This is a genomic window from Nocardia sp. NPDC004568 (assembly GCF_040609955.1).
Lineage (GTDB): Bacteria > Actinomycetota > Actinomycetes > Mycobacteriales > Mycobacteriaceae > Nocardia.
The window spans coordinates 1-20,513 of record NZ_JBEXLL010000039.1 but is presented as its reverse complement, the minus strand read 5'-3'; the positions used below and the strand labels follow the sequence as shown (position 1 = coordinate 20,513).

The following is a 20,513-nucleotide window of genomic DNA, read 5'->3' as shown; positions in this document are numbered from 1 at the left end:
CAGGTGCCTCGGCGGACACTCGACTCGCTGGTGACCGAAGTCGCCGCGGAGCTGATGGGCGTCGACTCGGCGACCATGGTGTCGGCGACCGAGCAGGTGCTGGCCATGCTGATCGACTATTTCGATGTCGACTTCAGCTACCTGCGGCACAACGATCCCGCGAACCGATCCACGGTGCTGGTGGCCGAGTGGCCGCCGCGCCAGGACGTGCCCGAACCGGATCCGCTCAAGATCGTGTATTTCGATCAGGCGGATTCGGTCTTCAAATCGCTCGAGCACGCCACCGAACCGTTCCTCATCCCGGCCAGCGCCGCCGATTACCAGCAGACCATCCATTCCGCGTCCGGGCTGGGCGATATCAGCTCGGCGGCGGTTCCGCTGGTGTCCCGGGGCCGCGCGACCGGCCTGCTCGGTTTCGTGAAGGTCGGCGACCGCGACTGGAGTACCCGCGAGTTGAACGTGCTCAAAGCCATCGCCACCCTGTTCGCCCAGTTGCAGGCCCGCGTAGAGGCCGAGGAGAAGCTCCGCTTCATCGCCCTGCACGACGACCTGACCGGTCTGGCCAACCGCCGCGCGCTGCTGGAACATATGGAGCAGCGGCTGCAACCGGGCAGTCCCGGCCCGGTCGCGGCCTTCTTCCTCGACCTCGACCGGCTCAAGGCCCTCAACGACTTCCTCGGCCACACCGCCGGGGACAAGTTCATCCGGACCCTGTCCGAACGACTACGGGACAATCTGGACCCCAACGATATGATCGCCCGCCTCGGCGGCGACGAGTTCGTGATCGTGCCGGCCAAGCCCATGGACACCGTCGCCGCCGAATACGAGGCGACCCGGATCCAGGAGCTGATCAGCCGCCGGGTCACCGTGGGCGGCGAATCGGTGAGCCGCGGCGCCAGCGTGGGGGTGGCCGTCGGCATACCCGGGGAAACCACCGTCTCCGACATCATGCGCCGCGCCGACCACGCGCTGCTGTCGGCGAAATCCGGCGGCGGCAACGGGGTGGCCCTGTTCACCGACGCCATGCGGGCCCAGTTCGAACTCCAGGACGATGTGGAACTGAACCTGCGCAGCGCGGTGGCCGACGGATCGCTGATCCTGCACTACCAGCCGGAGGTGGATCTGCGCACCGGCCGGATCGTGGCCATGGAGGCACTGGTCCGCTGGATGCACCCGACCCGCGGCCTGCTCCCGCCCGGGGCGTTCGTGACCGTGGCCGAGGCCACCAATCTCGCCGGTGAGCTGGGGCGCTGGGTGCTGCGTACCGCCTGCGCGCAGTTCGCGCAGTGGCGACGCCAGGGCCTGGCTACGAACATGGTCATGCGGATCAATGTGTCCCCGGTGCAGCTGGTGAGCCTGGACTTCGTGGAGCGTATCGAGGATATCCTCCGCCATTTCGGCATCGACGGGAGTTCGATCTGCCTCGAGATCACTGAGCACGTGGTGGTCCAGGATCTAGCCCGCACCCAGGTGACGCTGCGCGGACTCAAACGCATGGGCGTCCAGATCGCCATCGACGATTTCGGCACCGGGTATTCTTCGCTCTCCCATCTCAAGGCGCTCCCGGTGGACGCGGTGAAGATCGACCGCGGCTTCGTGCAGCGCCTCGGGGCCAGTACCGACGACCTGGCCATCGTGAAGTCGATCATCGGGCTGGCCGGATCGTTCGGGCTCGGGGTGGTCGGCGAGGGTGTCGAGACGCCGGTCGCGGCCCGCACCCTGGTCGGCCTGGGCTGCTACCGGGCCCAGGGTTTCCTCATCGCGCGTCCGCTGCCCGCCGACGAGGTCGGCGAACATCTGGCCCTCGGGCGTATCCCGCTGAACCTGGACCTGCCCCGGGTGGGTCGCGGAATGCCCGCCCCGTAACCCCTCGATGTCCAAATAACACGCGGCCTTCACCGCGAGTTCAACGCCCCGGTTCCGGTGGTAACCCGGCTGCCGCCACGATCGGCGGCGTGCGCATCGTGCAACTGGCGAATTTCTACGGCCCGCGTTCGGGGGGTCTGCGGACCGCACTGCACCATCTCGGTGCCGGTTATGTGGCCGCCGGCCACGAGGTCGTGCTCATCGTGCCCGGGCCGCGACGCACCGAGGACGTACTCCCCAGCGGCGTGCTGCGGATCACCCTGCCCGCGGTCGGGATCCCGTGGACGGGCGGTTACCGGGCGGCGGCCCCGCGCCGGGTCGCCGATGTGCTCGACGGCCTGCGGCCCGATGTACTGGAGGTATCCGACCGGCTGACGCTGCGCGGATTCGGCCGCTGGGCGCGCCGCCGGGACGCGGCCGGGGTGATGATCTCCCATGAGCGCCTGGACCGGCTGCTGGGGCAGATCATGCCGGACCGGATCGCCCGGCGCTGCGCCGATATCGCCAACCGGCACACTGCCGCCGAATACGACAGGGTGGTGTGCACCACCGAATTCGCGCGGGCCGAGTTCCGGCGAATCGACGCCCCGAATATCGAAATGGTGCCGCTGGGCGTGGATCTGGACCTGTTCAGCCCGCGCCGCCACGACCACGGCCTGCGGGCCGACCTCGCGGTGCCGGGGCAGCCGCTGCTGGTGCACTGCGGGCGGCTGTCGGTGGAGAAACGCGCCGATCGCAGTATCGAAGCGCTCGCCGAACTACGTCGGAACGGGCTCGACGCGCGCCTGGTGGTCGCTGGCGACGGACCGCGCCGCGACGCACTCGAACGCCGCGCGAAGTCGCTACCGGACCTGCCGGGGGGCCTGCCCGCGGTGCATTTCACCGGGTTCCTCAGCGACCGTGCGGAGGTGGCGAGACTACTGGCGACCGCGGATATCTCGCTGGCGCCCGGCCCGCACGAGACCTTCGGCCTGGCCGCGCTGGAGGCGCTGGCCGCGGGCACCCCGGTGGTCGCGAGCAGGTCGTCGGCACTGGCCGATATCGTCACCGACGACTGCGGAGCGGTCGCCGCCGACGATCCGGCGGCATTCGCGCACGCGGTCACCGATGTGCTGGCCCGCCCGACCGCGCAGCGGCGCGGCGCGGCCCGGCGGCGAGCCGAACAGTTCACCTGGCCCGCGGCCGTCTCGGGCATGCTGGCGGTGCTCGACCGTTGAGCCGGGCGACGTGATATGGCCGGGCCGCTCAGGCACCGCGCGGGCGTATCGTCCTGCCCGGGTAGCGGCTGTCTTCCCGGGTTTCCAGCGAGAGGTCACCCCACGCCTCCGCGGTGTGCTGGCTGTGGACCAGTTCCCAGAGGTGTCCGGGGTCGCGGACGTACCCAGCGTATGACCCGTCCTGTTCACCCGCGGGCCGCGCCGATCCGCCCGCCGTCGCGCGCGACACGATCTCATCAATCTCGCCTCGAGTGGCGATCGCGCACGAGAGAACGCAGGCCCCGCCGCAGAACCGGTCGGACGAGCAACTCCGGCGCGGTCCGCGTGCGCGGGTACGATGTCGGCACGCTTGTGAGCGAGCTGGGCATATCGCAGTCCCTGGTTTCCAAACACCTGCGCGTGCTCCGCGAGGCAGGCGTGGCCGAGGTCGAGGTCGCAGGCAAACGCAGGGTCTACCGGCTCACCGAGCAGCCGCTGCCGGACGTCATCTCCTGGGTCCAGCCCTATATCGAACTCTGGAGCTCGAGCTCCGAGCAACTGGCCCAGGCACTGGACGACGACGAAGACGACCATGACGGATAACCCGCGCGACGAGGTCATCGACGCCCAGATCCACTCCCCCGTCGAGATCCTGCTGCAGCACGACAAGGCGGAATGGCCGCTCATCATGCGCCGGCCCTTTCCCTGTCCACCCGAGAAACTGTGGCGGATGATCACCGAACCGGAGCGCCTCGCACGCTGGTCACCTGTGGTACCCGACCGCCCGCTCGATGAACCAGGTCCCGCGACATGCCGGGAGCAGCCCCGCGATGAGCAGTTCGACGCCGAAGTGCTCATGGCGGACGCACCCCGCAAGCTCGTACACCGATGGGGACCCGAGATCCTGACATGGACGATCACCCGGACCGGAGACGGGGCGACCCTCGAACTGCGCCAAACCCTCAGCGACGACAACCGGGCTACCCTGAACGCGGCGGGCCGGCAGGTCTGCCTCGGCCGTCTCGCAGCGGTCCGAGACGGCACCGACAGAGAACGAGCCGTCGGAGACCGCGCCCGGGCCTACGGATGCCAGGAACTGATCGAGCACTACCAGACCACACTCACAGACTGATTGCCCGAACCCCACTCCCTACGCCGCCGACTCACCGACACCGGCCAGGCCACCATCATCGAGATGGCCCGTGTGTGCACAGCATTCTTCCGACCATTGCGAATGAGGACGAGGGGTCAGTGCCGCCGGGTGTGGTGATGGCGGTGGCGGTACACGACCACGGCCATAGCGCTCATCATCAGTACATGTCCGAGGACCATCAGGCCGTCTCCGGAGAGGGCGCCCACCCGATAGGGCAAAAGGAGCGCTACGAATGGCAGATACATCGCTGCGGTCATCTCGGTCACCTCGGCACGACCGTGGCGACGTATCAGCATCCAGCCCGCCATCGCGACAGCCATCGCGGTCGCCATGATCATGGCTCGTACGTCGGCGCGCTCGGCTGCGTTCGACCATCCCGCAGCGGCGAGACCCCACTGTATCGGGGGGACGAAGAGGATCATGCCCGCCCCCATCGCGGCCGACATCTCGAGATAGTGCAGCGCTGCCCGGCGCGTTGTTGCCATGCGGGAGGGGGCGGAAGTGGGCTGGGCCGCGGTTGTGGTTGTCATACGTACTTACCTCCATTATGGATACCTTTACTATCCGTAATGGAAAGCTACACTATCCATATGTGGGCGTCCAGTGAAAGAGCTGACTCGGCATGCGGATGGCAGAGCTGAGCCGAGAGTCGGGGACGGCGACTCCGACGATCAAGTACTACCAACGCGAAGGTTTGCTCCCCACCGGTGAGCTGACCGAGCCCAACCAGGCTCGCTACGGTGCTGCGCATGTCCAGCGCCTCAAACTGATTCGCGCACTTCGGGATATAGGAGGACTGTCGGTCGCCGACGTACGCGCGGTGCTCGTCGCGATCGACGAGTCACAGACTTCGACCCACGACGTTCTCGGATTGGCCCGATACGGTTTGTCGCTGCCGCGAAGGCAGGTCAACGACGCCGACCTGGCGTGGGCGATGAGCCGGATCGAAACCGTTGCCACCGAGCGTGGCTGGCGATCTCCGATGCACTCACCGCTGGTCGAGGTGCTCTGCGCCTTGCGCGACATCGGGCACGAATGGATACTCGATGGCTTATCGTGCTATGGCGAGTCCGCCGACCTCATCGCCGCCGCCGATCTCGAGGGCTTGGCGCGCCGGGGCCCAGTCGAGGCCATTGTGGAAGAAGCGATCATCGGCACCGTCCTCGGCGACGCGCTTCTGTCCGTCCTGCGCCGTATCGCGCACACCGAGCTGTCCCGGAGACGCTTCGGCGTTCAGCAGTCGCTGCCCGAGCGATATTCACGGTAATCGTATTTCGTGTAGATCAGCGGGTGTGTGGTGGCAGTCACCGCCGACGCTCCGGGGGCAGGCACATGTCATCGATTCGCTACATGGGCCGACTTCCGGTCTGCGAGATGAATCCCTCGGGTTGAGGTTCCCGAACCGCACTCCGCGCACACCCTGACCGACCCCAGCGGCACCACACCCGACTCCGAAAGGGCCGGTCAGAGGGACCACACACGGGAGACATGGGACCAGGAGGCACAGGGAGATGTCCGTGGGCTCACCGGCGTGGACCTGAACGACGGCGGTCCTCATCTTCCCCTGCCCTGCCGCGCCTCGCCATGCCTAGGCCCGCCCCGAGCCACGCCAGGTCCGGTAATCCTACCGCGCGGTCGAGCGCGGCACGGAGCCGGGAGAGGGAATCGGTCACGACTTGGCCCCTTTTAGGTCCGGCATGAACAGCAGCTCCGGCCGCTCTCGGTCCGGGCCCTTGTCGTAGTAGCCGTCGTCCGGGCGTGAATCCTCGTACAGGGAGTAGCCGAGGAAGTCACCCGGGGAATGGTCCAGCCACGGACCGATCCACTTCAAGAACTCATCGACGGGCACACGCTTGGCGGAGGCATGGCAGATCAGTTCGTGCTGCGCGTAGGGCTGCTGCGCTCGGCGGAATTGGACGCGGCGGCTGATCTGATACACCGCACCGCCGGAGCGAAAGATGTTCTTCCACGTCCCGCGCTCGTCGAAGTAGGGGTGATTGTCATACGGCTGCCACGGGTCGGGCTCGCCGTCCTTGACGGTGTCGTCGCCGTTGGCTAGGCGGTCGAGCCAGTCCAGTAGCTCGGAGGGGGCGTCGCGCTTCACGTGGGCGCGGACGAACACCTCGGTGTAGTGGCCCACTACAGTCCACCGCCGATCGGATGGCGGTCGGTAGGCTTGGTCATGGCTGAATCTCCAGTCGATTCGGTCGATGGCCGGGTGGTGCGCAGCCCCCGGAAACCATCAATTTTAGCAGGTCAGAACATATTTCACTCATCCCACAGATGCTCGTGCAACACGTCCAACACCTGCTGGCACACCAACTCCCGCAGACCCACGACGGTGTCCTCCGGCCCGTACTCCTCAGCCTTCGACTGCCACCGCTCGGCGAGTTTCAGGATGTCTCCCACGATCTCCGCGCGGGCGCCCTCGAGCGTGTCACCGTCGATCACCGTGGCGTCGGCTGCCCGGTCAGTGTGGATGCGGCCTGGATGTCTTCGTAGATGCTCACGCTGCCTCCTCGGATCGATGCCCGGTGAGCAAGGCCGCCAGATCCCGGACAGTCGTCAGCACATACTGCGCATCCGGATCGGTCACACCCCGACGCTTCGCCACCACACAGCCGGCGAGCGCATCATCATTCCCTCGCTCGATCTCCGCCTCGCCGATCCACGGGCCCGGCTTCAGGCTGCCCGCGTAGTCCTTGCACTCCACCCGACACGGCCGCCGCCCGGGGCGCGGACACCGGAGAGGTCCCCGCGGTCGAGTGCCCCGTTTCGGGCGCGGCGCTCGATCCGGTCGTAGACATGGGTGGCGTCCGATACGCGTCGGTCAGGTCGCGCCAGTGTCCTTCGTACTGCTGGACGAGGAGTCGGCCGTCGTCGGTGACCACAGCGTCACCGGGGCCGTCACCGGTTGAGGTCATGGTGTAGGTGCCCGGCTCGAGGTCGTCGAGCGGCCAGTCCTTCTCATGCATCGGACTTCTCCTTGCGGCCGTGCTCGGCCATCCATCGGTCGGGATCCCAGCCCACGACTCCTGGGCAGCGGGGGTGGTCAGGTCATCGGTGGTCAGCCCGTGGCCCGGCATGTGGGCCAGGGCGGTGAACGCGAAAGCGTTGGCGAACTTCTCGACGAGGGCGCTCATGCGCCCGCCTCCCGCACGATCGCGTCGATGTCAACCGGCTCGCCCACGGAAACGAAGCCATGCAACGGCTCACCGGACTGACGGGCCACGACCAAGTCACGCCCGTACAGGAGCCGGACGTAGTGCTAGTGCAGGATCCGGACCGTGCCATCGGGCACCGCGGATTCGGTGACTGCAACCACGGGCCGTTGTCATGCTTGCGGTACATACGCGGCTGGTCGGGCCAGCCGTCCGGGTTGGTGCGCCCCCGAGACGCAAAAAACCGTGCAGGTGTTGATGAAGGCTGCTGATGACTGCTCGTTATGAGCTACCATCTTAGCCGTGACCTGCACGGTTGCGGTGGAGCTAAGGGGAATCGAACCCCTGACCTTCTCGATGCGAACGAGACGCGCTACCAACTGCGCTATAGCCCCGTGCGGCTCGGTGAACCGCGCTGTGCCACTCTAGCAAACTGGGCTACCAGAATCCGAATCGGGCCACTGACCTGCGGTTTCTTCCTCTTCCGAGGATCCGGTGCGCGGCGGGGCCCCCGGTCACGCCCCCGCGGCCCGGCGGATATCACCGCCGGTGGCCCGGTTGCGCACGGTCCTGGCCACGGACGCGTCGTAGGCGTCCAGATGCTCGAACGCCGGATCCTCGTCGTCGGGTTCGAGCAGATGGGCCCGGCGCCGCAGCGCGCGTGCGGTATCCCGGTCCATTCCGGGCCGGGCACCGCGCGCCGACCCGGCGTCGGCGGGGCCGTGGGCCGCCGTATCCTGGCCCCGGCCGGTGAGCCGGGCGCTGCGTCGCCGGCGGATCTCCTGTTCGATCCGGACCTGTTTGCGCAGATAACCCAGATAGGTGACCAGGGACAGCACGGCGCCGCCGCAGCCCCACCAGAAAATGGGCGCTACGGCGACCGCCGAACCGCCGCACAGCACGGCGCCGAGGACGAGAGCGACCACGGCCCGCTGCCGGAAGGTATAGCGCGCGGCGCGGGCGACGGCGTCGGCTTCGGGGTCGTAACCACCGCGCCCCCGACGGGTCGGCACGAATTCCTCGTCGTCGTAGTCGAGTTCGGGATCCGGCGCCCGCATGGTCGCCCGCACCGGGGGAATGCGCGCGGGTACGTTGCTCTCGGTGTGCTCGGCCGACCGGATCTCCTCGTCGCGGTCCTCGTCGCGTTCGGATTCCTCGTCGTCCCAGCCGTCGCCGGATTCGGTGTCGTGCGCGGCGCCGTCCGCACCGGAGTCGGTCTCGCCACCCCCGGGCCGGTCGCCGACGACCTCGTCCGGTTGCTCCTCGTCAGCCGCGGTACCGTTCTCCTCGGCCGATGTGCTCATCGGGTCCTCCGCATCATTGGCGTGGTGACGCTTTCGGTAAGGCCGCGTGGTCCGCTTCTTGCGGGCATGCCCACTGCCCTTACGCCGTTTGGAATCTCCACGATGCAGTACCCGCGTGGCCAGGGCCGTGTCGGTGGTCCGGCGGATTCTGGGATGCCGGTCGGCAAGGATAGGAAACAGGACGAAGACCCACAGCACGACCAGCCCGATCCACAGGATCGAATTCGGCATCGTCGTCAGCACCTCCGTCCCGCCTGGTCGTCGTCCGAGCCGCTGCCATGAACCGTGTGCGTCCCGACGCCGGAGTCCTTCCCCGCGGGTACGTCTCGCAGATCGTGGTACGAGCTCTCCACCGGTGGCACATGACGCACCACCGACGTCCGTAGGTTAATTCCGAGTAGGGCCGCGACACGGCAGGCGCGCCGTGCACTTCCGCCACATGAGTCACATTTCCACCAAAGCCGGGTCCGGGCAGGCCGGTTTCGGCGGCACGTCACCGCAGCGTCAACCGTCCTTCCCGCGCCAGCCGATCGACCACCCGGCCGGACAGTTCCTCCACCGTCATCCCGACCAGCAGATGGTCGCGCCAGGCCCCGTCCACATCGAGATATCTACGCAGCAGCCCTTCTTCACGGAAGCCCACATTGCGCAGGACCGCCTGACTCGCCAGATTCTCCGGCCGCACGGTCGCCTCCACCCGGTGCAGACCCACCGGACCGAAACAGTGATCGAGCCCCAGCGCCAACGCCGCCGTCGCCACCCCCTGTCCGCCGAGATCCTTGGCCACCCAGTACCCGATCCACGCCGAACGCAGCGCGCCGCGCACGATATTGCCGACCGTCAACTGCCCGCTGAACGCGCCGTCGACCTCGATCACCAGCGGGATCATCGCGCCGCGGCGCGCCTCCGCCTTCAGGCTCGACCACAGCGGCGGCCAGTTCGAGGCGTGGTTGCGCGCGTCCCAGGTCCCGCGCCCGGTGGGCTCCCACGGTTCCAGATGGTTCTGGTCCCGCAACCTGATCCGGCTCCACGCCGCCGCGTCGCGCAAGCGCACGGGGCGCAACGTCACCTGGCCGGCGGACACCCGCACCGGACCGAGGTGCGCGGGCCACCCGGGGTGCTGGGTGGCCCGGAAAACGTTCATGGACTCCACTTTCTAGCCGCGCTGCGCCAGAAACGCGACCCGGACCTTGTCACCGGTGCGAATCTCGGTGTCGTCGGGTTCGACCACGATGAGACTGTTGGCCTCCGACATGGCGGCCAACAGGTGCGACGACGCCCCGGCGCTGTTGCCCAGCGGCTGCACCAGGTACTCGCCGGTGGCCTCGTCGCGCATCAACTGGGCACGCAGATAGCCCTTGCGGCCCGCCATCGACTGGATGGGGGTGATGGTCCGCGCTCGGACGATCCGGCGCATCGGCTGCCGCCTTCCCAGCGCGATCCGGATCAGCGGCCGCACCATCACCTCGAAAACCACCAGGGCGCCCACCGGATTGGACGGCAGCAGGAAGGTGGGGACCTCGTCGCGGCCGAGACGGCCGAACCCCTGCACCGAGCCCGGGTGCATCGCCACCCGGGCGATCTCCAGCTCACCGAGCCCCTCCAGCGCCTCGCACACCTGATCGGAGGCCCATCCCCCGACCGCGCCGGCGATCACCACCACTTCCGCGCGTACCAGCTGACCCTCGACCACGTCCCGGAGCCGGCGGGGGTCGGCATCGACAATGCCGACCCGGTTCACATCCGCGCCGGCGTCACGCGCCGCGGCGGCCAGAGCGTAGGAGTTCACGTCGTAGACCTGCCCGGGCCCGGGCGCCCGATCGATATCGACCAGTTCCTCGCCGATCGAGATCACCGAAAGCCGGGGGCGCGGATGCACCAGCACCTTGTCCTGACCCACCGCCGCCAGCAGACCCACCTGCGCGGGACCGATGATCGTGCCGGCGTGCACCGCGATGTCGCCCGGCTGCACATCGTCACCGGCCCGGCGCACATAGTCGCCCGACCGCACCGGTTCGTAGACCTTGAGCCGGCCCCGGCCGCCGTCGGTGAAATCCAGCGGCAGCACCGCGTCGGCGAGGGTGGGCAGCGGCGCGCCGGTCGCGACCCGGACCGTCTGCCGGGGCTGCAGCCGGATCGGCTGCCGGGAGCCGGCGAGCACCTCGCCGACCACCGGCAGCGTCAGGTCGACCAGTTCGCCGTCCTCGTCGCGGATATCCGCCCCGGCGGACGCGACATCCACACTGCGTACGGCGTAGCCGTCGATGGCGGCCTGATCGAATCCGGGCAGCGGTCGCTCGGTCACCACATCCTCGGCGCACAGCAGGCCCTGGGCCTCGGAGATCGCGACCCGCACGGGCCGCGGCGCGACGGCCGCGGCGGTCACCTTGATCTGCTGATCCTCAACAGAGCGCATCCAGCCCTTCCCGATGTCCTCGCCCCGCAGGCGTTCTCATTCGTCCGCGGTGAGTTGCGGATTCCACTCCGGACTCAGCCGGTGCTGGAGCCACTCGCGCAGCGCGGGACCGTATTCCTCGCGCTCCAGTGCGAAATCCACCGCAGCACGAAGATAGCCGCCCGGGTTACCCAGATCGTGGCGCGACCCACGGTGGACGACGACATGGACCGGATGGCCCTCCTCGATGAGCAGCGAGATCGCGTCGGTGAGTTGCAGTTCCCCGCCGGCGCCGGGGCCGATGCGGCGCAGGGCGTCGAAGATCGCGCGATCGAGCAGGTAGCGCCCGGCGGCAGCGTAGGTGGACGGCGCCTCGGCCAGGCCCGGCTTCTCCACCATTCCCTTGACGCGCAGCACATTCGGATTGACCGCGTCGGGCACCGGGGCCACGTCGAACACCCCGTAGGCGCTGACCTGATCCTTGGGCACATCGATCGCGCACAGCACGGAACCACCGCGTTTGCGGCGTACCCGGTTCATCACATCGAGCACCCCGCACGGCAGCACCAGATCGTCGGGCAGCAGGACCGCGATGGCGTTCTCATCGGGGTCGAGCACCGATTCGGCCTGCGCCACCGCATGACCGAGGCCGAGCGGTTCCTCCTGCACCACCGAGGTCACATCGAGCAGGCCCGGGGCCTTGCGCACCTTCTCCAGCAGCTGGAACTTGCCGCGCTCGGCGAGAGTGCTCTCCAGCACCAGGTCCTCCACGAAATGCGCGACCACCCCGTCCTTACCCGGCGACGTCACGATCACCAGGCGACTGGCCCCGGATTCGGCCGCCTCGCTGGCCACCAGCTCGATACCAGGGGTGTCCACCACCGGCAACAGTTCCTTGGGGACCGTCTTGGTCGCGGGCAGGAACCTGGTTCCCAGCCCCGCCGCGGGCACGACGGCCGTCCGGAAGCCCGGTTCCGGCGCGGAGGCGCCTTCGCTGCCCTGTTCTGCGGCCTTTTCTGTCATATACACACCCTATCCACCCGGAGCGCCGCCCAAACGGCTGTCCACCGGCTCGCCGCGGACTTTTGCGACGAAACCGGCACCGAGGAGAGCCTATGGTTGTCGCCGTGCCTGTGCCCGACGAGCGTGACAAGCAGGCCTGGCGCGCGGAGATCCGCGCCCGCCGGGCGCGACTACCCGAACTCGTGCGCGCCGCGGAAGCGGCGGCACTGGCCGCCGCGGCCGCGGACCTCGGGCCCGCCGAGTGGGTGTGCGCCTACGTACCGATGCCCGCGGAACCCGGTTCGGTGGCCGTGCCCGAGGCGCTGCGCGCGGCCGGCAGCCGGGTGCTGTTGCCGGTGACCGGGGCGCCCGGCCCGCTGTGCTGGAGCGAGTTCACCGGCGCCGGATCGCTGCGGCCGGGGCGCTACGGCCTACTGGAACCGGTGGGTCCGGTCCTTCCGCCGGAAACGGTCGCGCGGGCCGAGGTGCTGCTGATCCCGGCACTGGCGGTGGACCGGCGTGGGGTCCGGCTCGGCCAGGGCGCCGGCTACTACGACCGGACCCTGGGTATGGCCGATCCCACAGCCCGGCGCACCGTGGTCGTCCGCGACGACGAGGTGGTCGAGCGGCTGCCCGAGGAACCACACGATATCCGGATGACCTGGGCGCTCACCCCGGGCGGCGGCCTGCGCCGGCTCGGCGGGGCAGCGCCCTGAGCCCCCGCCCGCGGTGGCACTCGGCACAATGGGAGGCATCCGGGAATCAATCGGCGATTGGCACTGTTGGCACTGTCGGCTGTAGAGTGCTAAGTCTCGAATACTGCGGAGGACCCAGTGCCAACCTATTCATACGCGTGCACCCAGTGCGACAACCGCTTCGATATCGTTCAGTCCTTTACCGACGAGGCTCTCACTGTCTGCTCGGAGTGCTCCGGCGCCCTGCGTAAGCTCTTCAATTCGGTGGGCATCGTCTTCAAGGGCAGCGGCTTCTACCGGACCGACAGCCGCAGCGGCGCCTCGACGGCCAGTGAACCGGCCAAGTCCGACAGCTCCACGTCGAGTTCTTCGGGGTCCGGTGCGAAATCCGGCGCGGACAAGGGATCCTCCGGCGCCTCCTCGGCTCCCGCCGCCGCTGCCAGCTGAGATAGACATCGCCGTCCGGCTCTCTCCGACCGGATCGATGACAGCGGCCGGGGATCGCGGATGATCCATCCACACCCCCGGAGTTGTCCACAATCCCGCACAACCCCGGGCCCGCGACCGGAAAGCGCTCCTACGCTCGGACCATGAGCCGCCCCCGTCCTCCTGCCCGTACGGGCATCGGCCGCCGCGCCCTCGGCGCCGGCGACACCTGGCGCGACGCCTTCGCCGATCGCCCACCCTGGGCCGACGGGGTGTTGCTGCGCCGCGTACTGGCCGGATTGTGCGCACTCGCGGCCGTCGCGCTTTTCCTCCGCGGCGATCCGGCCCACGCGCGCAACTCCGTCGTGGTCGCGGCCCGCGACCTGGCACCCGGCCATCTGCTCACAGCCGCGGATCTCCGCCTCACCTCCTACCCCCGGGACGCCGTGCCCGACGGCGCGGCCACCGACCCCGCGCCGCTGTACGGTGCCGTACTCACCGCGGCCCTACGAGCGGGCGAGGTGCTCACCGATGTGCGCGTGGTCGGGCCGCGGCTCGCCGAGGCGGCCACCGGCCGGCCGGACGCCCGGATCGTGCCGGTGCGCTTGGCCGATACCGCGATCGCCGAGATCCTGCGCGCCGGAGATCGAGTGGACGTGGTGGCCGCCGCCGCCGAGGATCCGGCACTCGCGCACACCCTGGCGGTCGACGCCGCGGTGGTGCTGGTGTCGGGACCGCCGGCGGATTCCGGCAACCGCCACGCCGAACGGATCGTGCTGGTGGCGATGGACGCCCGCCGGGCAGCGGTCGTCGCCGCGGCCTCGTTGAGCAGCGCACTCACCGTCATCTTTCACTGATCATCCGGCCCCACGACCAAGGGACCCGCCGCGAGAACGCGACAGGTCCCTCCACCGAGATGTGGGTCCGGCCGGGGGCGGGATCCCCGCCGGATGAGCCTTACGGCCGGATCAGCCGAGGCTGAACGGCTGACCCCACAGGGTCACCACGGACATCACGTGATCGGTCTCGACCTTGACCCGCACGAACGCGCGCGCTTGGGCGTAGCCGCCGCAGCCGTTGAGGCCGATGGTCTGGTCGGACCAGGTCACCGAGCCGCTGTTGCCCTTGAACTTGTTGTTGGTGGCGTGGTCCTCGTCGCCGTAGTCGTCCGGCTTCTCGATATCCAGCACATAGAAAGACTTCGCCTGGCCGGGGCCGAGGGTCAGGTTGGCGCCACCTTTGCCGCTCGGAGTCAGCTCGCCGGAGCCGTCGCTGACCTTCACGTCCCCGGTGACACTGCCATCGACACCGCCACCGGCGATATTGACCTGGCAGCCGACGACGTAGCCGGGGTAGATCTTGCCGCCGACCTTCTCGCCACCTGCGATCTGGACCTGCGCACTACCGGAGACCCATGCATTGCGATGGACCGGAGTGGCGCCCATGGACGGGCTGATATTGGCCGATTCGCCGACGATGCGCACGGTGACCGCAGTGCCGTCCGACAGGACCTTGGTGATCTCGCCACCGGGCAGCGGGATGAAGGTATCGGCGTTGGCGGCGCCGGTGGAGAACAGGCCCAGCGCCATAGCGGCGGCCGCGCCGACGCCGGCAAGGCGCGCCAGATTCTTACGGTTGAACATGTGTATGTGCCCCTCTGGGGTTGAATTCGCGACAGCGAGAGTTGTGGTGGGTGAATTCGACCGGTGCCGGTGTCAGCCGATGCTGAACGGCTGCCCGTAGAGGGTGGTCTTCGAGTAGTGGTCACCGATGATCTCGACGACGGTGTAGGCCCGGGCCTGCGCGTAACCGGCGCAACCCTGGATCGCCATCTCGACATCCTGGTACTCGACCGAGTAGACACCGGGCTTCTCGATGTCCTTGTATTCGATCTGCACGAACTTGACCTGGCCCGGGCCCAGCTTGAGGCCGACCGAGCCGCCGATGCTGCCACCGTCGAGCTTGACCCCGACCGAGCCGCCCAAGCTGATCGCGTTGTCGGCGATGCTCACCTGGCAGCCGACGATGTAGCCGGTGTTGATCTGGGAGGCGCCGTGCGTCGAGGAGTTGTTGGTCCCGTCCGCGTTCGTGGGGCCGTTGTTCGGACCGGCCTCGCCCTCGGGGGTCACCGCGACGTCGGCGGTGGCGTTGCCGGAGACCCACACGGTCCGGCCCGCGCCGTTGGCGGCCAGGGAGGGCGAGATGAGCGCGCTCTCATGGGTGCGGGTGATCTTCACGCCGGGCCCGAGTTTTTCACCGTCGGGCAGCGGAACGAAAGTGTCCGCGTTCGCGGCACCGGTCGAGAACAGGCCCATGGCCACCGCCGCGACAGCGCCGACGCCCAGAGCGCGCGCGCCGCAGCGCAGACCGGTGGTGCGGTTCTTGCTCATATTTCCCCTCATCAAGGTTTTCAGCGACACCCGGCAGCGCAGCGATTCGATTGCCGGGGCGGCCCGAGAACAGGCTGCATAGAGCTTGAGGGACGGCTGTAGCCACCAGATGAACCCGAAACCACACAACCGGTGAACACTCGAGTACTGTGCCGCTGACACGGTGTGTCGACCGGATGAGTGCCAGGTAGCCGGAAGGTGACGGGTGCGGGGGAAACGAGGTGCGGGCACCGGCTGTCCCGGCCCCGTGGAAGCAGAATACGGGCCCGCCGCTGCTGCGGCGGGCCCGTATTCGTGCCGATATGCCGGTTCAGCCGAGGCTGAAGGGCTGACCCCACAACGTGACGAAGGTGATCACGTTCTCGGTTTCCACCTCGACCTTGACGAACGACCGGGCCTGCGCGTAGCCGCCGCAGCCGCTCAGACCGATGGTCTGATCGGACCAGGTCACCGACCCACTGTTGCCCTGGAATTCGTTGTTGGTTGCGTGATCTTCGCTGCCGTAGTCGTCCGGGCCCTCGATATCGAGCACGTAGAACGATTTGGCCTGACCGGGGCCGACGGTGAGGCTGCCGCCGGTTTCGGCGCCCGGACTCACGGCGCCTTCGGTGTCCACTTCGGCGCCGGCGCCGCCCTCGGCACCGCCACCGTCGATATTGACCTGGCAACCGACGACATAGCCGGGGAAGATCCTGCCGCCCACGTCCTCGCCGCCGGCGATCTCGACCTGCGCGCTGCCGGAGGCCCACGCGTTGCGGTGGATCGGTGTGGCGCCCATCGACGGGCTGATGGTCGCCGACTCACCGACCATGCGCACGGTCACCACCGTGCCGTCGGACAGCGTCTTGACGAGTTCGCCGCCGGGCAGCGGGATGAAGGTGTCGGCACTGGCCGCTCCGGTGGAGAACAGGCCCAGCGCGATGGTGGTGGCGGCGCCGACGCCGGCCAGGCGCGCCAGATTCTTACGGTTGATCATGAGAGTTACCGACCCTTCGGGGGAGAGCTCGCGAAATGCGAGAGAGATTCGATCGACGTGGACGGGCGCGACAGCTCAGCCGATGCTGAACGGCTGGCCGTACAGGGTGGTCTTCGAGTAGTGGTCGCCGATGATCTCGACCACCGTGTACGACCGCGCCTGCGCATAGCCCGCGCAACCCTGGATCTCGATCTCGGCATCCTGGTACTCCACCGAGTACTTGCCGGGTTTCGTGATGTCCTTGTAGTCGATCTGCACGAACGCGACCTCACCCGGGCCCAGATCGACGCCCACGGACCCGCCGACGCTACCGCCGTCGAGAGACAGGCCCAGCGAGCCGCCCAGGCCGATCGCATCCTCCCCGATACTCACCTGGCAACCGACGATATAGCCGGTATTGAGCTGCGAAGCGCCGTGCGTGGACGAGTTGTTGGTCCCGTCCGCGCCGGTCGGACCGTTGTTCGGGCCCGGTTCGCCTTCGGGCGTCACGGCAACGTCGGCGATGGCGTTTCCGGAGACCCAGACCACGCGGCCCGCGCCGTTGGCCGCCATGGAGGGCGATACGACAGCATGCTCACCCGTACGGGTGATGGTCACTCCGGGGCCGGCCTTCTGACCGTCGGGCAGCGCCACGAAGGCGTCGGCATCCGCGGCGCCCACCGACAACAGGCCCACTGCGACGGCGGCCGCGGCACCGACACCCGCGATCCTGGCGCCGTTACGTACACCGTCGGTGCGGTTCTCGCTCATATTTCCCCTCATCATGTCGGACAAACAGCATGGCCTACGAGACTCGGACAGCTGACTCGCCGGCTCCGACCAGTGTTTCGCTCGTTTGTTACCTACAGGTGACCTGTTGTTATTTCGGTGCAACGCCGCAAATCGGACAATGCACGCCAATGCGACCGGCGGGAACCGCAAAGCGGGAGCCGCGCCGGACCACCATTGCGGCGGTCGACGAAACCGAGATTAAACGGTCGGTAACAGGTTGGACAAAGGGTGCTTTCGCTATACGTTAATGTGATTCAAGTCACATACGTTCGCGTAGTAGGTCTAACTCGTAGGAAAACGCAGGTGGCGACGTCCACACAGGACATAGGCCCCGAGAATCTCCCGGAAAGAAAGCGTCAAAAGAATAGGCCCCTTTAAATCCCCGTCGCGGCGAGCGGAACATTATAATCTCGCCATTCCGATACGGGACAATTTCAGAGGAATTCCGCCCCCATCACCCCCCGGACAGCGCGCGCCGGCCTCGACTAATTCAATCGAAAACTGTTGCGCGCCAACACATTTCCGGGTTACCCGGTGCCGCCGTGATGCGGTGGCACCTGTGCATGCCACCAGTCGTCGTCGGCACCGGACGACCCACCGTCGTCCCGCTCGTCCCGTGTGGTCGACGGCAGCACCTCACCGAAAATCCGGTCCAGACGCGCCGGGTCCCCCGTCCGGCGGCGTGCCCGACGGGGGACCTCAGGGGTGTCGCCCTCACTCATACCGCCCGCTCCGGCTCATTCCAGCAGCCCGGACAACTCACCGATGACCCGGCTCGCCAGCGGACCCAGCGTCGCCATGCCGTCGCGGATCGCGGCCCGGGTACCCGGCAGGTTCACCACCAGCGTGCTGCCCGAGATGCCGGCCAGGCCGCGGGACAGTCCGGCGTCCAGCGAACCGGCCACCCGGCCCGACGCCCGCAAGGCCTCACTGATCCCGGGCAGATCACGGTCGAGTACCTCCGAGGTGGCCTCGGGCGTGACATCGCGCGGCGACATACCGGTGCCGCCGACCGAGATCACTATGTCCACCCCACCGATCACCGCGGTGTTCAGCGCGTTACGGATCGCCACCTCGTCGGCCTCCACCGAAACGGAAGCGTCGACGAGGAATCCCGCCTCGGTGAGCAGTTCGGTGACCAGGGGGCCCAGCGAATCCTCGCCACCGTGCGCCGTTCGATCGTCCACCACCACGACCAGTGCACGCCCCGCAACAGGAGCATCGATTTCCATACCGCTCACCGTAGCGCCGATCGCGAGCGCCGCGTGTGCGCCCCCGGCCACCTTCTGCATCATCGTCCTCCCTCCACCGCGGCGGCGGCGGCGAGGGTCACCTCGGCCGTGCGGGTATTTCCGCCACGTTCGTCGGTATATGTCACTGTCACCTTGTCTCCCGGCTGTTTCGACCGCACCGCGGCGACCAGCGCGTCACCGGAGTCGATCGTGCGGTCGTCGAGGCGGGTGACGATGGACCCGGACGGAATCCCCGCCGCGGCCGCCGGCCCGTTCGGCGTGACATCGAGAACCCGCGCGCCGTGGACCGACTCGTCCCGTTGCACGGTCATCCCGATCTGCGCGTACGTCGCGTGTCCGCTCTTGATCAACTCGTCGGCGACCCGGCGCGCCTGATCCACCGGAATCGCGAACCCGAGTCCGATGGAACCGCTCTGCTGGCCTCCCGCGCCCGAGGACCCCAGGCTCGCGATCGCGGTATTGATCCCGATCAGCCGACCCTCGGCGTCGACCAGCGCGCCGCCGGAATTACCCGGGTTGATCGCGGCATCGGTCTGGATCGCGTCGATGACCGGATTCGGCACGGTCGGGTCGTTGCCGCCTTCCCCGGTGGTCGACACCGGGCGATTCATCGCCGAGACGATCCCCGTGGTCACCGTGCCCGCCAGGCCCAGCGGCGAACCGATCGCCACCACCGGCTGACCTACCTGTAAATTCGCCGAGCTACCCAGTTCGATCGGCTGCAGATCCGTCTTCCCGCGCACCTTGATGACCGCGAGATCGGAGACCGGATCGGCACCCACCAGAGACGCCTGTGCCGTACTGCCGTCGGAGAAGGTCACCGACATATCGCCGTTCCCGCCGCCCCCGGCCGCGACATGGTTGTTGGTCAGGATCAAGCCGTCCGAGGACAGCACCACCCCGGACCCCTCCCCCTGCCCGCGGTTACTGGCGACCTCGATCATCACCACCGACGGCAGCACCCGCTGCGCTACCGCCTGGGTGGACCCGGCCGGCGCGTTCGCCGTGTTCTGCACCTTCGGCACCGGCCCGTCCAGCGCATTCGTCGCCGCCGGGCGATCGCCCGAATCGCTGACCAGCGCCCCCACCGCGCCGCCGATACCGCCGCTCACCAGGGCCAGCGCGACCGCCCCGGCCACCAGACCGGTACGCACCGGACTCCGGCGCGGGGGCGGCGGCGCGGCGGCATAGAACTGCCCGGAATCGCCGGGCGGCGGCCCGGCGAACGACCCGCCGGCAACCGGATACGCAGCCGTATCGCCCGCCCGGCCGCCCGGGAACTGCGGTCCACCCGGATACTGCGGAATCCCGCCTCCCGGCGCCTGACCGGGCCCGGCCGGGTCGCCGCCCGGCCCGGAATCAGGCGGCAGCCCAGCCTGCGGCTGCGGCGTCGAGGGCGGCACCGGTCCCGATTCCGGCCCGGCCGGCCGATCGGTGAAATCCTCGGTCATAGTTTCCCTTTTCTGCTCATATTCGCTGTCCAGCCTGCCGACCACTACTGAGAACGAACTGAGAGCTGCATTAATTTGCGGTGCTCATAGTTGTGTTCGTCCGCCCGTCTCCGGCAGGGCGGTCCCAACCCCCGTGACCCCGTTCCTCACCACGCCCATCCGCTGCTGCGCTCCTCCGCTCTCGCCCAGAACCGGCCGGGCTCCGACCAGAGGTGCCGACTACCCGAGTAGACCGAAGGCGCACGCTGAAACGCACCTCGAACAGCCCGGCCGACCCACGGCACGCACTGTAAATGCCCGACGAACCCCGCACCCCGAACCCCCGAGCGCGAGTCGAGCATGCGACCGCACCCTCGAATGCCGACCCAACCCCATGCGTCGAGTCTTACGAGACACCTCCAAGGGTTGAGGCCCCCTTGGTCTCGCCGTTTCGGCCTCGAAAGCGCCGCGCGAAGCGCAAGTCTCGAGGCCGAA

General features: G+C 68.3%; 22 protein-coding genes and 1 tRNA gene. 8 read left to right on the top strand and 15 right to left on the bottom strand.

Annotated elements, in window-relative coordinates; translation table 11 throughout:
- Positions 1–3 precede the first annotated feature (3 nt).
- The 4 genes from ABZV91_RS18540 (at position 4) to ABZV91_RS18525 (ending at position 4,194) form a co-directional block, all read left to right on the top strand.
- Entirely contained in the window at positions 4–1,866 is a 1,863-nt protein-coding gene (locus ABZV91_RS18540; RefSeq protein ID WP_355242861.1) for a bifunctional diguanylate cyclase/phosphodiesterase, read from the top strand.
- Between the two features lie 89 nt (positions 1,867–1,955).
- Entirely contained in the window at positions 1,956–3,083 is a 1,128-nt protein-coding gene (locus tag ABZV91_RS18535) for a glycosyltransferase (protein WP_355242858.1), read from the top strand.
- 15 nt (positions 3,084–3,098) lie between these two features.
- Entirely contained in the window at positions 3,099–3,665 is a 567-nt protein-coding gene (locus tag ABZV91_RS18530; RefSeq protein WP_355242855.1) for a helix-turn-helix domain-containing protein, read from the top strand.
- Positions 3,655–4,194: an SRPBCC domain-containing protein gene (locus ABZV91_RS18525; protein WP_355242852.1), complete on the top strand. Its 540-nt coding sequence runs from the start codon at positions 3,655–3,657 to the stop codon at positions 4,192–4,194. The genes ABZV91_RS18530 and ABZV91_RS18525 overlap by 11 nt, the downstream gene beginning before the upstream one ends.
- 116 nt (positions 4,195–4,310) lie before the next feature.
- Here ABZV91_RS18525 and ABZV91_RS18520 read toward each other — a convergent pair whose 3' ends face one another.
- Positions 4,311–4,745, bottom strand: a complete 435-nt coding sequence (locus ABZV91_RS18520; RefSeq protein ID WP_355242849.1) for a hypothetical protein — start codon at positions 4,743–4,745, stop codon at positions 4,311–4,313.
- A gap of 98 nt (positions 4,746–4,843) precedes the next feature.
- Here ABZV91_RS18520 and ABZV91_RS18515 point away from each other — a divergent pair, with 98 nt between their 5' ends.
- On the top strand, positions 4,844–5,482 hold the full coding sequence (locus tag ABZV91_RS18515; RefSeq protein ID WP_355242846.1) for a MerR family transcriptional regulator: 639 nt from the start codon (positions 4,844–4,846) through the stop codon (positions 5,480–5,482).
- Between the two features lie 402 nt (positions 5,483–5,884).
- Here ABZV91_RS18515 and ABZV91_RS18510 read toward each other — a convergent pair whose 3' ends face one another.
- The 8 genes from ABZV91_RS18510 to ABZV91_RS18475 all read right to left on the bottom strand — a co-directional run bounded on the left by ABZV91_RS18510 (position 5,885) and on the right by ABZV91_RS18475 (position 12,098).
- Positions 5,885–6,355: a hypothetical protein gene (locus ABZV91_RS18510; RefSeq protein ID WP_355242843.1), complete on the bottom strand. Its 471-nt coding sequence runs from the start codon at positions 6,353–6,355 to the stop codon at positions 5,885–5,887.
- A gap of 128 nt (positions 6,356–6,483) precedes the next feature.
- On the bottom strand, positions 6,484–6,666 hold the full coding sequence (locus tag ABZV91_RS18505) for a hypothetical protein (RefSeq protein WP_355242840.1): 183 nt from the start codon (positions 6,664–6,666) through the stop codon (positions 6,484–6,486).
- A gap of 185 nt (positions 6,667–6,851) precedes the next feature.
- Positions 6,852–7,358, bottom strand: coding sequence for a hypothetical protein (locus ABZV91_RS18500; RefSeq protein ID WP_355242837.1), 507 nt, complete (start codon positions 7,356–7,358; stop codon positions 6,852–6,854).
- A 340-nt stretch (positions 7,359–7,698) separates the two neighbouring features.
- Positions 7,699–7,771: transfer RNA gene (locus tag ABZV91_RS18495), tRNA-Ala, on the bottom strand.
- Positions 7,772–7,891: 120 nt separating this feature from the next.
- Positions 7,892–8,911 carry a gephyrin-like molybdotransferase receptor GlpR gene (gene glpR, locus ABZV91_RS18490; protein WP_355242834.1) on the bottom strand — a complete coding sequence of 340 codons (1,020 nt, stop codon included), beginning with the start codon at positions 8,909–8,911 and terminating at the stop codon, positions 7,892–7,894.
- A gap of 262 nt (positions 8,912–9,173) precedes the next feature.
- The gene (locus tag ABZV91_RS18485) at positions 9,174–9,824 is read right to left on the bottom strand and encodes a GNAT family protein (protein ID WP_355242831.1); all 651 of its coding nucleotides are present in this window, start codon (positions 9,822–9,824) and stop codon (positions 9,174–9,176) included.
- Between the two features lie 12 nt (positions 9,825–9,836).
- Positions 9,837–11,096 carry a gephyrin-like molybdotransferase Glp gene (glp, locus tag ABZV91_RS18480; RefSeq protein ID WP_355242828.1) on the bottom strand — a complete coding sequence of 420 codons (1,260 nt, stop codon included), beginning with the start codon at positions 11,094–11,096 and terminating at the stop codon, positions 9,837–9,839.
- Between the two features lie 36 nt (positions 11,097–11,132).
- Positions 11,133–12,098 (bottom strand): UTP--glucose-1-phosphate uridylyltransferase, encoded by a 966-nt coding sequence (locus ABZV91_RS18475; protein WP_355242825.1) that lies wholly within the window; start codon positions 12,096–12,098, stop codon positions 11,133–11,135.
- Between the two features lie 92 nt (positions 12,099–12,190).
- Between ABZV91_RS18475 and ABZV91_RS18470 the strand changes: the two genes are divergently transcribed.
- The 3 genes from ABZV91_RS18470 to ABZV91_RS18460 all read left to right on the top strand — a co-directional run bounded on the left by ABZV91_RS18470 (position 12,191) and on the right by ABZV91_RS18460 (position 14,055).
- Entirely contained in the window at positions 12,191–12,793 is a 603-nt protein-coding gene (locus ABZV91_RS18470) for a 5-formyltetrahydrofolate cyclo-ligase (RefSeq protein ID WP_355242822.1), read from the top strand.
- A 117-nt stretch (positions 12,794–12,910) separates the two neighbouring features.
- Positions 12,911–13,219, top strand: a complete 309-nt coding sequence (locus ABZV91_RS18465) for an FmdB family zinc ribbon protein (protein ID WP_355242819.1) — start codon at positions 12,911–12,913, stop codon at positions 13,217–13,219.
- Between the two features lie 143 nt (positions 13,220–13,362).
- Entirely contained in the window at positions 13,363–14,055 is a 693-nt protein-coding gene (locus ABZV91_RS18460; protein WP_355242816.1) for an SAF domain-containing protein, read from the top strand.
- Positions 14,056–14,166: 111 nt separating this feature from the next.
- On the opposite strand, the gene ABZV91_RS18455 is transcribed toward ABZV91_RS18460, so the two are convergent.
- From ABZV91_RS18455 to ABZV91_RS18430, 6 genes are all read right to left on the bottom strand, one after another.
- Positions 14,167–14,841, bottom strand: coding sequence for an MspA family porin (locus ABZV91_RS18455; protein WP_355242813.1), 675 nt, complete (start codon positions 14,839–14,841; stop codon positions 14,167–14,169).
- 72 nt (positions 14,842–14,913) lie between these two features.
- Positions 14,914–15,588, bottom strand: coding sequence for an MspA family porin (locus ABZV91_RS18450; RefSeq protein WP_355242810.1), 675 nt, complete (start codon positions 15,586–15,588; stop codon positions 14,914–14,916).
- Between the two features lie 310 nt (positions 15,589–15,898).
- Positions 15,899–16,564 (bottom strand): MspA family porin, encoded by a 666-nt coding sequence (locus ABZV91_RS18445; protein WP_355242807.1) that lies wholly within the window; start codon positions 16,562–16,564, stop codon positions 15,899–15,901.
- A 75-nt stretch (positions 16,565–16,639) separates the two neighbouring features.
- The gene (locus tag ABZV91_RS18440; RefSeq protein ID WP_355242804.1) at positions 16,640–17,314 is read right to left on the bottom strand and encodes an MspA family porin; all 675 of its coding nucleotides are present in this window, start codon (positions 17,312–17,314) and stop codon (positions 16,640–16,642) included.
- A gap of 758 nt (positions 17,315–18,072) precedes the next feature.
- Positions 18,073–18,627 carry a MogA/MoaB family molybdenum cofactor biosynthesis protein gene (locus ABZV91_RS18435; RefSeq protein ID WP_355242964.1) on the bottom strand — a complete coding sequence of 185 codons (555 nt, stop codon included), beginning with the start codon at positions 18,625–18,627 and terminating at the stop codon, positions 18,073–18,075.
- The gene (locus ABZV91_RS18430) at positions 18,627–20,039 is read right to left on the bottom strand and encodes a trypsin-like peptidase domain-containing protein (RefSeq protein ID WP_355242801.1); all 1,413 of its coding nucleotides are present in this window, start codon (positions 20,037–20,039) and stop codon (positions 18,627–18,629) included. Before ABZV91_RS18430 ends, ABZV91_RS18435 begins: the two co-directional genes overlap by 1 nt.
- Positions 20,040–20,513 lie beyond the last annotated feature (474 nt).